Here is a 14,163-nt window from a genome sequence, read left to right on the forward strand (position 1 = left end):
TTTTGTTTCCTACACGTTCCCCGTTCGTTCCGGAACGGAACAGCCATGAAGGAGGCGAAGGCAATGCTGACCAAGAAACAGCATGAGCTGCTGATGTTCATCCACGACCGACTGGCCGATACCGGCATCTCTCCTTCCTTTGAGGAAATGAAGGATGCGCTCGATCTCAAATCGAAATCGGGCGTCCACCGGCTGATCTCGGCGCTGGAAGAGCGTCAGTTCATCCGCCGTCTGCCCAATCGCGCCCGCGCGCTCGAAATTCTCCGCATGCCCGAACAGACAGGCGCGAAATCCTCGCCGGTGACGACCGCGCCGAAGATGATGCCGGTTGCCGCCAATGACGTGCTCGATCTCCCCCTGCACGGCCGGATTGCCGCGGGCCAGCCGATCGAGGCGATCGAAGGCCAGGAATCGCTGAGCGTGCCTGCCGCCTTTCTCGGCAGCGGCGAACATTATGCGCTTGAGGTCGCCGGGGACTCGATGGTCGAGGAAGGCATTCTCGACGGCGATTACGCGCTGATCCGCAAGGCCGACACGGCGCGCGAAGGCGAGATCGTCGTCGCGCTGATCGACCGGAACGAAGCGACGCTCAAGACCTTCCGCCGCGAAGGCTCGATGGTCCGTCTCGATCCCGCCAACCGCAATTACGAACCCCAGCGTTATGCGCCCGAACAGGTCGCGATCCAGGGGACATTGGCCGGCCTGTTGCGGCGCTACTGAGCTACCCGTCGCCAGGGGTGATCGTCGCCCGGTTCCAGTACGGTGCGGATGCCGGGCGGTGACAAGGTAATTGCCAGTCCGCCGGTTTCCCGCAGCAATGTCCGGTCGGCCAGCAGCCAGCGTGGCGTGCACCCCTCCGGCATGCGGCGGTCGCTGACGACAATATCGGCGGCGGCGCATTCTTCGACCAGCGCCGGATAGGGCAGATAGTAGCGGCTGCGTGTCGCAAAGACGCGCCATTGCCTGTCGCCGCGCCATATGGTCGTTCGGCAACTGTCTGCGCTGCACCAGGCTGCCGGCAGATCTTCGAGTGCGCCGGCCTCCGCTTCGGTCCCAGAGGTTTCGTTGAACATGTCGCGTACATAGTCGCCGGCACGGGGCCGGAGCAGTGCTAACCGCCCATCACTTTCGCGGACCGCCATATGGCGGCCGTCGCCGGTAACGAGAACATCCGCCGCCGGCGTTACCAGCGCCCAGATCGCGCCCGCCGCAATCGGCGCGAAACCCCAGAATCGCCATTCGGTCTTCCAAAGGCAGAACCAGAGCCCGCCGACGATCATCAGCGCATAGGCGGCGATCGGCATTGCCGGAAGGAGCGCAACGGCACCCGGTGTTCCCGATACGCCATGAGCCAGATCGAGCAGCAGCCCGAGCGTCTGGCCGACGAGCCACCAGACCGGCGCGCCGAGCCCGAAAATATCGAGAAACAGCGCCAGCGCCTCGAGCGGGATGATGATGAACGTCGTCAGCGGGATCGCGACGATGTTGGCGAGCGCGCCGTAGAGCCCGGCCTTGTTAAAATGGAAGAGAGCGATCGGCATCAGCGCGATTTCGACGACCAGCCCGGTGAGGAGAAGCCCGAGCGTGAAACGGCCGATCTTCGCCGTCCAGGGTTCGTCGCGGCGCGAGAGCAGCTTCTTCGCGCGCGGATGCTCGTGCAAGGCGATGATCGCGGTGACGGCCGCAAAGCTCAGCTGGAAGCTCGGCCCGACCAGCGTTTCGGGCCAGAACAGCAATATGACCAGCGCTCCGGCGGCCACCAGCCGCAAGGTAATCGCATCCCGCCCCATCGCCACACCGACGAGCACGAGCATTGCCGCGACGCAGGCGCGCACGGTTGGCACCTGGGCGCCGGTAAAAAGGGTGTAGGAGAGCCCGGCCAGAGCCCCGGCCCCCGCCGCGATCAGGATCAGGGGCGCATTGAGCGCGAGTCTCGGGCTCAGCGCCAGCAACTTGAGGACCAGCAGCATCGCCACGCCGATCACGGCCGTAACATGCAACCCGCTGATCGCGAGCAGATGGGCAAGCCCGCTGCGCCGCATCGCCTCGGCATCCTCTTCCGCAATCCGTCCGCGATCGCCGGTCGCCAGTGTTGCAGCAATTGCACCTTCTCCGCCGCCGACCCGCTCGGCGACATGCGCGGCTAACCGCGCTCGGCGCGTTTCGAGCCAGCCGCGCCAGCTGTCGCCGCTCGCCGGGCGGACGATCTCGATATCGCCCCATGCCCGGCCCGTCGCCCCGATTCCCGAAAACCAAGCGCGCTGGGAAAAATCATAGCCGCCGGGTACCGCCGCGCGCGGCGGTGGCATCAGCCGCGCGCGCAACGATATCCAGGCACCGGCGCGCAATCCGCCAGGCGCTACGTCTTCGTCGATATTGACGCGGAATTGCCTCGGCAGCGCCGGATCGGTCGGCGAGCGCAACATCAGGCGCACGCTTTCCCGCGCGGGCATGTGCTCGACCGAGACTATCTCCGCGGCAAAGCGGCTTACGACCGGCCGTTCGAGCGTCTCGGTGTCGACCCATTCGGCGCGGACCCAGATGAGCACACAACCGATCCCGGCGACCAGGGCGAAGATGCCGATACCGCGCGCCAGGCGCATGGTGCGCGCGAGGGTTAGCGCCGCGAGGCCCAGTCCCGCGCCGGTCAGCAGGAATGCGATCCAGCTGTTACGGTCTGTCAGCGCGAACCAGCTGGCGATCCCGAACCCCAGTGCCACGGGCAGCCAGAGCGGCAACTGGTCCCGTTCGCGTTCCAGCCGGTTTTCGATTGCCGAGAAGAAGCCGGACAGTCGCGATTGTCGCCCGCCGGGCGCTATGCTAGTTCGCGCTCCCAATATTCCCCGCATCATTTGCAGTCTTGGAGATCGCGCGCATGGGCGCAACCGAAAAAGCCGACGGTAATGAACGCGTTGTCACGCGTTTCGCACCCTCACCCACCGGATTCCTGCATATCGGCGGCGCCCGCACGGCGTTGTTCAACTGGCTGTTCGCGCGGCATCACGGCGGCGAATTCAAGCTGCGCATCGAGGATACCGACCGCGCGCGGTCGACTGACGAGGCGATCGAGAAGATCCTCGACGGCATGCGCTGGCTGGGTCTCGATTGGGATGGCGAGGAAGTCTATCAGTTCGCCCGCGCCGATCGCCATGTCGAAGTCGCCAATGCATTGCTCGACCAGGGCAAGGCCTATCGCTGTTATGCGACGCCCGACGAACTGGCCGAGATGCGCGAGCAACAGCGCGCGGCGAAGCAACCGATCCGCTATGACGGTCGCTGGCGCGACCGCGACCCCGCCGAAGCGCCCGAAGGCGCGCCCTTCGTGATACGGCTGAAAACCGAAACCGACGGCGAAACCGTCATCGAAGATGCAGTGCAGGGCCGGGTCGTCGTCCGCAACGAGGAAATCGACGATTTCGTGATGCTGCGCGGCGATGGCACGCCCACCTATATGCTCGCCGTTGCGGTCGACGATCACGATATGGGCGTCACGCACGTCATTCGCGGCGACGATCATCTGAACAACGCGTTTCGCCAGCGCGCGCTGATCGACGCGATGGGCTGGCCGCAGCCGGTCTATGCCCATGTTCCGCTGATCCATGGCCCCGATGGCGCGAAACTTTCGAAGCGCCATGGTGCGCTCGGCGTCGAAGCCTATCGGGACGAAATGGGCATGCTGCCCGAAGCGGTGATCAACTATCTGTTGCGGCTCGGCTGGGGGCATGGCGACGACGAGATCATCAGCCGCGACCAGGCGGTCGAATGGTTCGATCTCGACGGTGTCGGCAAATCGGCAGCTCGCTTCGATCTCAAAAAGCTCGAAAATCTCAACGGACACTATATCCGCGAGGCGGACAATGGCCGCCTCGCGGATTTGGCGGCCCCGCTTATCGCTGCCGATCTGGGTCGCGAACTGACCGAAGAAGACCGGAAATTGCTGCAGCGCGGTATGGAGAGTATCAAGCCGCGAGCCAAGTCTCTCGGCGAGTTGGCGGAAGGCGCCGGATTTTTATTTCGCACCCGCCCCCTGAATCTGGACGAGAAGGCGGCAAAGCTGCTACAGGATGGCGCGCCAGCGTTGCTTGCCCATCTCGTACCGCTCCTTGAGGGACTGCCGGACTGGACGGAAGAGGCGCTAGACACCGCCGTAAGGGAATTTGCCGACGCCCGCGATCTCAAGCTGGGTAAAGTTGCTCAACCCCTACGTGCGGCGCTTACCGGCCGTGCGACATCGCCGGGAATATTCGATGTGCTGCTGCTCCTCGGTCGCGAGGAGTCGCTGGCGCGGATCGCCGATCAGGCAGGATAGCAGGAGCAAATATATGGGCGACAACAGCGCCAAAATCTCGGTCAACGAAAATGATTATGATTACGCGGTGGAGTCCGGCTCGTGCGGTCCCGACGTAATCGACATCCGCAAGCTCTATTCCGAGACGGGCCTGTTCACCTTCGATCCCGGCTTCAAGTCGACCGCGAGCTGCGAATCCGGCTTGACCTACATCGACGGCGGCAAGGGCATATTGCTCCATCGCGGTTATCCGATCGACCAGCTCGCCGAACAGTCGAACTTCATGGAAGTCGCCTATCTGCTGCTCAACGGCGAATTGCCCGGCCGCCAGGAATTCGTCGATTTCGAACGCACGATCACCTTGCACACCATGGTCCATGAGCAGCTGAAACAGCTCTACAGCGGCTTCCGTCGCGACGCCCACCCGATGGCTATCATGTGCGGCGTGGTGGGCGCACTGTCGGCTTTCTATCACGACTCGACCGACATCTCCGATCCCGAGCAGCGCAAGATCGCCTCGCACCGGATGATCGCGAAGATGCCGACGATCGCCGCGATGGCCTATAAATATGCGATCGGCCAGCCCTTCCTCTATCCGGACAACGATCTCTCCTACACCGGCAATTTCCTGCGCATGACCTTCGGCGTTCCCGCCGAGGATTACGAGGTGAATCCGGTCATCGAAAAGGCGATGGACCGGATCTTCATCCTCCACGCCGATCATGAGCAGAATGCCTCGACGTCGACCGTGCGCCTCGCCGGCTCGTCGGGCGCCAATCCGTTTGCCTGCATCGCCGCCGGCATCGCCTGTCTCTGGGGTCCGGCGCATGGCGGCGCCAACGAGGCGGCGCTCAATATGCTGCGCGAAATCGGCACGCCGGACCGGATCGGCGAGTATATCGACCGCGCCAAGGACAAGGACGATCCGTTCCGCCTGATGGGTTTCGGGCATCGCGTCTACAAGAATTTCGATCCCCGCGCGAAGGTGATGAAGGAAACGGCGGCCGACGTGCTGAATACCCTGGGTGTCGACGATCCGATCTTCGATGTTGCGCGCGAACTCGAGCAGATCGCACTCAGCGACGAATATTTCATCGAGAAGAAGCTCTACCCGAATGTCGACTTCTATTCAGGCGTGATCCTCTCGGCGATCGGATTCCCGACGACGATGTTTACGGTTCTCTTTGCCCTGGCCCGCACCGTGGGCTGGGTCGCCCAGTGGAACGAGATGATCTCGGACCCTGGTCAGACCATCGGCCGGCCGCGTCAGCTCTATACCGGCCCCGAACAGCGCGATTACGTACCGATCGGCAGCCGCTAGAAGCTAATCGCCGACCGGCAGGGTCAGCACGAAACGGGCGCCCTGCCCCGGTGCGCTGTCCACATCGATATCCCCGCCCATCGCCCGTGCCAGACGCCGGGCGATGTAGAGGCCGAGGCCCGTGCCCGGTTCGTCGGCCGAAAGACGTTCGAATTTTTCGAAAATGCGCGGCTGGTCTTCGGGCGCAATCCCGCGCCCCTGATCCGCTACGATGACGGCGGCCAGATCGCCTTCTGTTTCGCAGCGAATCCAGATCTGGCTATCCTCGGGCGAAAAACGCACGGCGTTACCGACCAGATTTACTAGGATTTGCAGCACGCGCTTATAATCGGCGCGGGCGGGCAGGCTTTCGTCATCGGCCGGGCGGTCGATCCGGATCTTCTTCTCGCTCGCGCGCACCGACAGCAGGCCCGCGGCGTCGCGTGCGATATCGGCCAGATCGATGTCCTGGATCTCGGGCTCGAAATCGTCGCGCTCGACCGCCTGGAGATCGGCCAGATCGTCGATAAGGCCGAGCAAGTGGCGCCCGGCGCGCGCGATGTCACCCGCATATTCGGCATAATCTCCTCGGATCGGCCCATCGATCTGCGCCTCGATACTGTGGGCGCTCGCCACGATCCGGTCGAGCGGAGCCCGCAACGCCCGGTTGATCTGCCGCCCGAAGGCATTGGGAACCTCGGTCTCGCCGTGCAGAACGCCGGGTCGGTCCGGCTTCGCCTCGACGGCTACCGCCGTGCCGCGAAACCCGGCAAAACGGCCACTGCCGTCGATCAATGGAACCGCGGTCAGTTCGACGCGCTGCGCTCCTTCCGGACGAAGCACTGCTTCCTGCCGCTCGAAGCGACGATGTTCGGCCAAGGCGTTCAGAATGGGGAGGGTACCGTCATCGCGCTCGACGAACCGGAACAGGCCGGTAAGCGGTTGACCGACAAAAGAATCGGCGGCGCCCAGCATCTTGTCGGCATCGGGCGAGAGCGCCGTCAGCCGCAACGTATGGTCGGTTTCCCAAAGCCAGTCGGCATCGGCCCGCAGGAAATCATGTTCGCGCAGTTCGGGATCCCGGCCAGCCGGAGAAGCGGGATCTCGGGATACCCAACCGCCCACTGCCAGCTTCACGCCGTCACTATCCGGCTCGGCCTGGATATGCAGTTCCACGTCACGATCTCCGTCGGCGGCAATGACCGAGCGCGAGACAGCAATGCCGAGTCGGCTGGCCAGCTTCGCAAGCGCGGCGATTTGCGGGATCGCCAGGCTCCCCCCCGGAACCCCGCCCGCACGCATGTGCAATTCTTCAAGCGCCGCATCGGCGGCAACCAGAGAGCCCTTCTCGTCCAGCCGTCCGAAGGACTGACCGGCAGAGCTTGCCATGCCGTTCATCGCAGGGCTCCGCTATCGGCCGCCGCCAGTTGGGCGACCACGGAACGGTAGACGGGATCGAGCCGCCAGGGCCGCATCGCAGCCTCGGTATCTTCAGGGCGCAGCGTATCGTACAGCTCGACCCACTCGGCCGCGACTTCATCGGCCTTGCCATTCTCGGCCAAAACGGCGTGCAGCATCGCCATCAGCGACTGCGACGCCACATCGCGTTCGACGCCAATCGACTTGAGCAGGACCATATGGCTTGGCACATCGGGCATGGTTGCCATGTCCCAGGCTATCTCGAAAGAAATTCCGGCACGAACCGCCAGCATTGCGGCATAGAATATCGGTCGCGCGCCGTTCAATGCCTCGACGAGCAGCGGATCGTCGATCAATCCCGCATCATACAGCTTCTCTGCAAGTCTCATCGCCACTGCATCGACAGGTGGTTCGTCGCCGCGATCCTCGAGCATCCGCCGGGCGACATTCGTAACGACCCGGTCCAGCGCCACCCCGTCCATCCGATGAACATGTGCGCCATAATCGCGCAAGGCCGCGGCCACGGTCCAGACGAGCCGATGATCCACTGTCTCGGGCAAATCGCTCCTGCCGAGACGCGGGTCATCGAACCGTTCGTTGATCCGGCTTTCAGCGATCAGCAGTTTCATGGCGTGAGCGGCAATGTCACGATCACCATGTTGTGTCAGCACGTCGAGCCGCCCGTTTTCATCGGTCACGCCGGTCCGGCGCAATTGCCGGATGATGTGATAGGACTTGCCCCGCCGCTCGAGGATGTTCGCAAGCTCGTCATCCTCGAGAAAGCCCGCGCGGGCAAGTATCGGCCAAGCGATCGCGACATGCGCGGCGCCGAGCGAGGCCGCGAATTCCGGCTTATCGGGCAGTTCGGGCTCCGTCAGCAGACGGGCGCGCATTTCGTCTTCGATACCGCCGACAAGCCCCACGAACATGCGGCGGATTGCAACGCGTTCGATTTCGCTCAAGCGGTACCGTTCGGGCTCTACGAGCTCCGCCAGCGTGAAGCCGGTGCCGCTCCTGTGCGCCGCACGCGCCGCCGCAACGAGCAACGCCGAGATGCGCTCTTCGGCAGCTTCCGAGCGGGAATTGGCCGGATCAGACATGGCCGCGACATAGCCGAAACGTCGTTAAGACCATGCTAATCCTGTTTATTTCGGTCAGCCTCGCTGCCGGACCGCCTCTTTCAACATATTCTGTTGCAAAAACAGTGTGATATAGGCGTATATCGCCACTGCGATCGGCCAATGGAACCAGTAACCGGTCACGGCGAAGGGCAGGATGAGCCATATCGCCGCATTTCCGTCGGCCAGCCAAGGCAGATATCGATTGTCCGAGCCGGTCAGTTTGCGGAGATGCTGGACGCCACGGCGGGCCAACACCAGAAGCAAAACGGCGGTCGCTGCGAGCGCGAGATAGACGATCTCTCCAGTGGTGGTCATGGCCAGCCAACCGATGGCCAGGATCGCCAGTCCCTGCAGCAATCCCTTGAGAAAGCGGATTTCCCATCCGCCTTCGTGATTGCGCAACTGCGCGAGATCGATACGGCCTGCGATGGCATCGACCGGACCGGCGATCAGCACAAGCGCGAGCCCCGTCCACAGCCAGCCCCACCAGAACGCAGCCGCGCCGGCAAATGCGAGGACCAGCGCCGCAATCCGCAGCCAGATCGCCTCGATACCACGATCGAGCAACATCGGCGCGATCCGGGTCACGACCGGCGCATATAGAAAGCGATCCGGCCAACTGTCCGACTGAACGCTGTTGCGGCGCAGCATGGTGCGCCCGGCGTCGCGGCTCTTGTCGCTGCGTTCCGCAAGGAGCACGGCGTCGCTGGCATCGACAACGACGCCCGCTTCGCCGTCGACGGGCAGGAAATCGGCCCCGGCCTGGACGACCCGCCGCATCAGCGTCGATTGCAGGTCCCAATCGCCCAGCATCGCGGCCGTAGCGGCTACGGTATCGACCGTCGTCAGCGCCAGTCCGGCCCAGCGGTGGTTCGCATCGACCCGCTCGAAATCCTCATTCTCCGGCGTATCGGCCAAGACGAGCAGCGCCGGCGCCGTGCGAACCGCCATCGCCTCGAAACAATCGGGCGCGGCAACCAGGCCGTCGGCGATGAGCAGAACATGTTCTTCCGGATGAAAACGGTCGGCGGCATCGATCGGATCGCGCGCCAGCTTCACCGCTATCCCGTCGCGCCGCAACCGGTCGAGCGCGGCGCTCAGCGCTGCCGGTACCCGCTCGACGAGAATGACGGCGTGGCTCGCTCCCGCCGCCACCGCCCGGCGAACCTGATGTTCCAGGAGGCTGCGGCCGGCCATGGGCAACAGGGCCCGCAGACCCGCTTCGCCCTCTTCGGCTTCCTGATAGGCAGCGATCAGTGCCGCAAAAGCCACAACATGCGTCCCAAAACCATCCGGCTTTGGGGATACGCGCAGAACGGAGGCCTTGCAAAGCCGCTCGTCCGGAAAAACCGGGGATTTCCCGGATTTCGAAGGGCGCTACTGCATGCTGTTGTCGCTGTTGAAATCCAGGCTGCTCGAAAAGCTCGCGAGCGACTTGTCGATCCGTTCGAGCAAGGTATTGTCGAATGGGACTCCCTCCGCTGCCTGATTGGCCAGCGTCATGAGATCCATTACGCCGAAGCTCGCCGCAAGCCCCTTGAGCCGCCACGCTGCGACCTGCCATTCCTGGTCGTTGACGGCGTTGTGAAGCGCGGAAACCTGCCGCTGTGCGCTCTGGATGAACGCCGACCGCAGCTCCGCGATCAGCGACGGATCGTCGCCCACGGCGGCGGCCAACGTCTTGTCCAGCGCTCCGGGATCATAAGCCATGGTGTGGCCCTAACGCATCGCCGTTAACGCTCCGTTGCCGCGCGAGGCTTTCGATAGCCCGAAAACATGGTAAACACGGCCAGTTGAGAGGGAAATGCGATGGCCGAACCAGCGAACGACATAGTCGAGCTCGAAACTCCGGGGGGAGCCGATTCCCGGGCTGCCGAGTCAGCATCAGGCCATGCCGAATGGATCGAAGAGGACGAAACGGCATTCGGCCTCGAAGAACCGACCCTGGCCGAGCGTTTTCCAACCATTGCTATCATATTGCTCGCGCTCGGCTGGACCGGATTTGTCGGCTGGACCGCCTATTCGAGCATCGCCGCGGAAGCGCCCACGCTCACGCAGATTGCCAACTGGATCGCCATTGCCAGCGTCCCGCTTGCCCTGCTTGGCGTGATATGGCTGCTTACCCAGCGCACCAGCCGTCGCGAAGCTGCACGCTTCGGCCGGACATCCGAAGCGATGCGCGCCGAAGCCCGGCGCCTCGACAACAGCATCGCGATCGTCGCGAGCCAGCTCGCCGAAATCCGCGAGGGGGTCTCGGCCGAGACCGACCGGTTGCTCGCCTTGGGCGACGAGGCGGCCGGCCGTTTGCGCGCGGTGAGCGACATGATGCGCGAAGCGAGCGCGTCGATCGAACAGAAATCGGGCGTCCTCGACCGCGCCACCAAATCCGCGCGCGAGGATGTCGATGTCCTGATGGCCGATCTGCCACGCGCGGAACAACAGGCACGGGCAGTCAGCACCGGCCTGCGCGAAGCCGGGATCAACGCCCATGAACAGGCTGCGGCGCTCGATACCCAGCTCCTCACCCTCAAATCGCGGGGCGAACAGGCCAGGGACGTCGCCAGCGGCGCGGCCCAGTCGCTGGCCGCCAATCTTGCCCGGATCGAAGGGGTCGCCGAAGTCGCGGCGGCGAAGCTCAATTCGACCGGCAACGAGATCAACGCCACCGTCGACGCTGTCCTCGACCGGTCGAGCGCTGCGGTGGACGATACGCGCAAGGTCGTCGACGAGATCGGCGTCGCGCTGACCGCGATGATCGAAAATGCGCGCACGAATTTCAGCCAGGAAGGCGAGGAAGCGGCTGCCGCCCTCGACGCGCGCATTTCAGCCACCGATGCGGCGCTGGAGGCGTTCGACGAACGGCTGACCGAACAACGCGCGGCGACGACCGCCACATTGGGCGATCTCGATACCGGGCTCGGCGATATCGAGAGTCGGCTCGTCAATCTCTCCGAAGACGGTGCCGCCCATGCCCGCGCTCTCGGCGAAGAAATCGCGGCGCTGAGCGCCGACATGTCGGCGCTTGGCGAGAGCATCGGCGGCAACGACGAAGCCACGGAACGGCTGATCGCGCGTGCCGCGGAAGTGAAGGCGGCTCTCGATTTGAGCGCGGCATCGCTGGGCGAGGCCCTTCCCCAGGCTTTTGCGGAAACCGAAGCCCGGGCGGCGGAACTCAAAACCGCCGTCACGAATATCGAACCTGACCTCGAAGCGCTGCAGAAGATGGCGGACGATATGCGCAGCTTCATCGGCGTCAGTGGCGAAAGCCTCGAGGAACAACGGGTCGCGATCGCGGCGTTCATCGACCAGGTCGGCGATCGGATATCGACCATGCGATCGGATATCGACGGCATCGAGAGCGCCCTCACCCATTCGGCCGAACAGGCGGAGAGCATCGCTGACGGCGCGGCACCGCGCCTGATCGAAACACTGATGGAGGTGCGCGAGATCGCGGCTCAGGCAGCGGAGAAGGCGCGCGCGGCCTTCGGCGAAGTGATCCCCCACAGCGCCGCCGCGCTCAGCGACGCGACCCAGCAGGCTATGACCGAGGCGCTCGGCGAGAATGTCGAGGAGCGCATCGCTAGGCTGACGTCTGCGTCGGAACGCGCCGCTGAAACGGCCCAGACGGCGATCGCGAACCTTGATGCGAAGATGGAGGAAATCGAAAGCCGCAGCACGGCGCTCGAAAACCAGCTCCGCGAAGTCGAAACGGAAACGGAAGAGGCGAGCCTCGACGGCTTCGCACGGCGCGTCACGCTGCTGATCGAATCGCTCAATTCGACCGCGATCGACGTCAGCAAGATATTGTCCAACGAAGTCACCGACACGGCTTGGGCCGCCTATCTCAAGGGGGATCGGGGCATCTTCTCGCGCCGGGCCGTGAGATTGCTCGACACCGGCGAGGCGCGCGAAATCGTGGCGCAATATGAAAATAACAGCGAGTTCCGCGAGCAGGTGAACCGCTATGTCCACGATTTCGAGGCGATGCTCCGGAGGGTTTTGACCGCGCGGGACGGCGCGCCGCTAGCCGTGACCTTGCTCTCTTCCGACAACGGCAAGCTCTACGTCGCCCTGGCTCAGGCGATCGAGCGGCTGCGCTAGCGCCTAGCCCGCGTTCCGCATCGATTCCGGCTTGAGGAAATCGAGGAAATCCGACCCGATCCAGCCATAGCTGTAATTGGCGTAGAATAGCGCAAAGAAGATCGTCGCCAGGATCGTCGTGCGGATGACGATCCGCAGCGCGCGGAACTGGTGCGGCGCGCTTTCGGCATGGCCCGGCTTCGGCTCGACGCCCATTTCGCGGTCTGTTCTCACGCCAAAAGGCAGCACCATGAACAGGCAGAGGAACCAGAACAGGAAGAATATTGCGACCGCTGAAATCGGCTGCATGGTTACACCTCCATCAGCGACACATTGACCACGGGTTTCTTGCCCGTCCAATGGGTTGCTGTCCGGCGAACGGCCAGACGGATCGCCTCGCGCAACTTTTCAGGGTCCTTCGCACCCTTGCGCGCAGCATCGGCGGCGGCCCCAACCGCATCGTCGATAAACTCTTCCCGTTCGTCTTCGATCGGGATGCCGGCCATCGAAAAGGACGGCTTGCCGACGAGTTTGTCACTCCCGTTCAACGCGACGGTCACCGCGATGATGCCGCGCTGCGCGATGCGGCGGCGTTCATTCATCGCCTCGCCATCGGCCGCAATGATCGTGTCGCCATCGAGCACGAGCCGCCCTACACGCTCATGGCCGATCACGGACGGACCATCGGGCGCGAGGCGGACGACATCGCCATTTTGCTGGACGATCGTTTTGGGAATGCCCTGCGCCGCGCCGAACCGGGCCTGCTCGGCCATATGCCGCAGCTCGCCGTGCACGGGGACGAGGATTTCAGGCCGAATCCAGCCATACATGTCGGTCAACTCCGGTCGGCCCGGATGACCCGAGACATGCACATGGGCCTGCCGGTCGGTGATCATCGGGATCTGGCGCGCCGCGAGCGCATTCTGGACGCGACCGATCGCCAGCTCGTTGCCCGGAATCTGCTTCGAGCTGAATATGACGAGATCGCCACTGTCGAGGGTGAGCGGATGATTGTCTTCGGCGATTCGCGAGAGCGCGGCGCGGGATTCGCCCTGCCCGCCCGTCGCGATAATCAGCAATTCGCGCGGCGGGACGCGCATCGCCTCGTCGAAATCGACCGTGGGCGGGAAATCTTTCAGATAGCCGACCGCTTGGGCCGTATCGATGATCCGGTCGAGCGAACGCCCTGCGACGCAGACCTTGCGTCCGGTTTCCTTCGCAATCCGGCCGAGGGTCTGGAGCCGGGCGGCATTGGAGGCGAACGTCGTAACGAGCACGCGACCGGTCGCTTCGCCGATGACCTTGGCCAACCCTTCTTTCACCGCGCCCTCGCTGCCCGAGGCTTTTTCGTTGAACACATTGGTGGAATCGCAGACCAGCGCGAGCACGCCCTCATCGCCGATTGCGGTCAGGTCCGCGGCCGGTGTCGGCGTTCCGGTCTGGGGATCTTCGTCCAGTTTCCAGTCGCCGGTATGGAAGACGCGGCCATACTCGGTTTCGATGACGAGCGCATTGCCCTCGAGAATCGAATGCGCGAGCGGTATATAGCGAAAGCCGAAGGGACCGAGATCGAAACTGTCGCCATTATCGATGACGTTGAGTTCGATTTCCTCCGTCAGCCCCGCTTCCTCGAGCTTCTTGGTGATCAGCCCGGCGGTGAAGGGCGTCGCATAGAGCGGGACGCCCAGATCGCCCGCAAGATAGGGCAGCGCGCCGATATGGTCCTCATGGCCATGGGTCAGGACGATGCCGAGCAGGTCGTCGACGCGATCCTCGATGAATTCGAGATCGGGAAGCACGAGTTCTATCCCCGGATAATAGGGATCGCCGAAGGTCATGCCGCAATCGACCATCACCCATTTGCCCTGGGTGCCGTAGAGATTGACGTTCATGCCGATCTCGCCCGACCCGCCGAGCGCGAGAAAAAGCAGTTCGTTTTTGGGAGTCATGCGGGC

Annotated in this window: 11 protein-coding genes; 4 read left to right on the forward strand and 7 right to left on the reverse strand. The window is 63.8% G+C overall.

The annotated features are described in order from the left end of the window. Positions 1–63: 63 nt before the first annotated feature. Positions 64–720 carry a transcriptional repressor LexA gene (gene lexA, locus HFP57_RS04500; protein WP_176868673.1) on the forward strand — a complete coding sequence of 219 codons (657 nt, stop codon included), beginning with the start codon at positions 64–66 and terminating at the stop codon, positions 718–720. Here lexA and HFP57_RS04505 read toward each other — a convergent pair. Further along, on the reverse strand, positions 714–2,837 hold the full coding sequence (locus HFP57_RS04505) for a ComEC/Rec2 family competence protein (protein ID WP_246263369.1): 2,124 nt from the start codon (positions 2,835–2,837) through the stop codon (positions 714–716). The two genes, lexA and HFP57_RS04505, sit on opposite strands and share 7 nt — an antisense overlap. A 38-nt stretch (positions 2,838–2,875) precedes the next feature. Here HFP57_RS04505 and gltX point away from each other — a divergent pair, with 38 nt between their 5' ends. Beyond that, entirely contained in the window at positions 2,876–4,309 is a 1,434-nt protein-coding gene (gene gltX, locus HFP57_RS04510; RefSeq protein WP_176868674.1) for a glutamate--tRNA ligase, read from the forward strand. A gap of 13 nt (positions 4,310–4,322) precedes the next feature. Then, positions 4,323–5,609, forward strand: a complete 1,287-nt coding sequence (locus HFP57_RS04515) for a citrate synthase (RefSeq protein WP_176868675.1) — start codon at positions 4,323–4,325, stop codon at positions 5,607–5,609. 3 nt (positions 5,610–5,612) lie between these two features. Here the strand turns inward: HFP57_RS04515 and HFP57_RS04520 are convergent, their stop codons facing one another. The 4 genes from HFP57_RS04520 to HFP57_RS04535 all read right to left on the reverse strand — a co-directional run bounded on the left by HFP57_RS04520 (position 5,613) and on the right by HFP57_RS04535 (position 9,838). Continuing rightward, complete coding sequence (locus HFP57_RS04520) at positions 5,613–6,986, reverse strand: sensor histidine kinase (protein ID WP_176868676.1); 1,374 nt, start codon at positions 6,984–6,986, stop codon at positions 5,613–5,615. After that, a complete protein-coding gene (locus tag HFP57_RS04525) occupies positions 6,983–8,107 on the reverse strand; it encodes a DUF2336 domain-containing protein (RefSeq protein ID WP_176868677.1) in 1,125 nt (374 codons plus the stop codon). The genes HFP57_RS04520 and HFP57_RS04525 overlap by 4 nt, the downstream gene beginning before the upstream one ends. A 54-nt stretch (positions 8,108–8,161) precedes the next feature. Then, positions 8,162–9,400: a glycosyltransferase family protein gene (locus HFP57_RS04530; RefSeq protein ID WP_176868678.1), complete on the reverse strand. Its 1,239-nt coding sequence runs from the start codon at positions 9,398–9,400 to the stop codon at positions 8,162–8,164. A 105-nt stretch (positions 9,401–9,505) separates the two neighbouring features. Next, on the reverse strand, positions 9,506–9,838 hold the full coding sequence (locus tag HFP57_RS04535) for an Hpt domain-containing protein (RefSeq protein WP_176868679.1): 333 nt from the start codon (positions 9,836–9,838) through the stop codon (positions 9,506–9,508). A 99-nt stretch (positions 9,839–9,937) separates the two neighbouring features. Here HFP57_RS04535 and HFP57_RS04540 point away from each other — a divergent pair, with 99 nt between their 5' ends. Further along, positions 9,938–12,229 carry a coiled-coil domain-containing protein gene (locus tag HFP57_RS04540; RefSeq protein WP_176868680.1) on the forward strand — a complete coding sequence of 764 codons (2,292 nt, stop codon included), beginning with the start codon at positions 9,938–9,940 and terminating at the stop codon, positions 12,227–12,229. 3 nt (positions 12,230–12,232) lie between these two features. On the opposite strand, the gene HFP57_RS04545 is transcribed toward HFP57_RS04540, so the two are convergent. Both HFP57_RS04545 and HFP57_RS04550 read right to left on the reverse strand, forming a co-directional pair. Beyond that, entirely contained in the window at positions 12,233–12,517 is a 285-nt protein-coding gene (locus tag HFP57_RS04545) for a DUF1467 family protein (RefSeq protein WP_176868681.1), read from the reverse strand. A gap of 2 nt (positions 12,518–12,519) precedes the next feature. Further along, positions 12,520–14,157, reverse strand: a complete 1,638-nt coding sequence (locus tag HFP57_RS04550; RefSeq protein WP_176868682.1) for a ribonuclease J — start codon at positions 14,155–14,157, stop codon at positions 12,520–12,522. Between the last annotated feature and the right edge of the window lie 6 nt (positions 14,158–14,163).

The sequence above is a fragment of the Parasphingopyxis algicola genome, from assembly GCF_013378075.1.
GTDB classification, from domain to species: Bacteria; Pseudomonadota; Alphaproteobacteria; order Sphingomonadales; family Sphingomonadaceae; genus Parasphingopyxis; species Parasphingopyxis algicola.

Excerpts from the sequence above, each read along its gene's own strand:
- HFP57_RS04545 (WP_176868681.1), bottom strand. The coding sequence starts at position 12,517 with ATGCAGCCGATTTCAGCGGTCGCAATATTCTTCCTGTTCTGGTTCCTC.
- gltX (WP_176868674.1), top strand. The coding sequence starts at position 2,876 with ATGGGCGCAACCGAAAAAGCCGACGGTAATGAACGCGTTGTCACGCGT.
- HFP57_RS04540 (WP_176868680.1), top strand. The coding sequence starts at position 9,938 with ATGGCCGAACCAGCGAACGACATAGTCGAGCTCGAAACTCCGGGGGGA.
- HFP57_RS04525 (WP_176868677.1), bottom strand. The coding sequence starts at position 8,107 with ATGTCTGATCCGGCCAATTCCCGCTCGGAAGCTGCCGAAGAGCGCATC.
- HFP57_RS04550 (WP_176868682.1), bottom strand. The coding sequence starts at position 14,157 with ATGACTCCCAAAAACGAACTGCTTTTTCTCGCGCTCGGCGGGTCGGGC.
- HFP57_RS04515 (WP_176868675.1), top strand. The coding sequence starts at position 4,323 with ATGGGCGACAACAGCGCCAAAATCTCGGTCAACGAAAATGATTATGAT.
- lexA (WP_176868673.1), top strand. The coding sequence starts at position 64 with ATGCTGACCAAGAAACAGCATGAGCTGCTGATGTTCATCCACGACCGA.
- HFP57_RS04535 (WP_176868679.1), bottom strand. The coding sequence starts at position 9,838 with ATGGCTTATGATCCCGGAGCGCTGGACAAGACGTTGGCCGCCGCCGTG.
- HFP57_RS04520 (WP_176868676.1), bottom strand. The coding sequence starts at position 6,986 with ATGAACGGCATGGCAAGCTCTGCCGGTCAGTCCTTCGGACGGCTGGAC.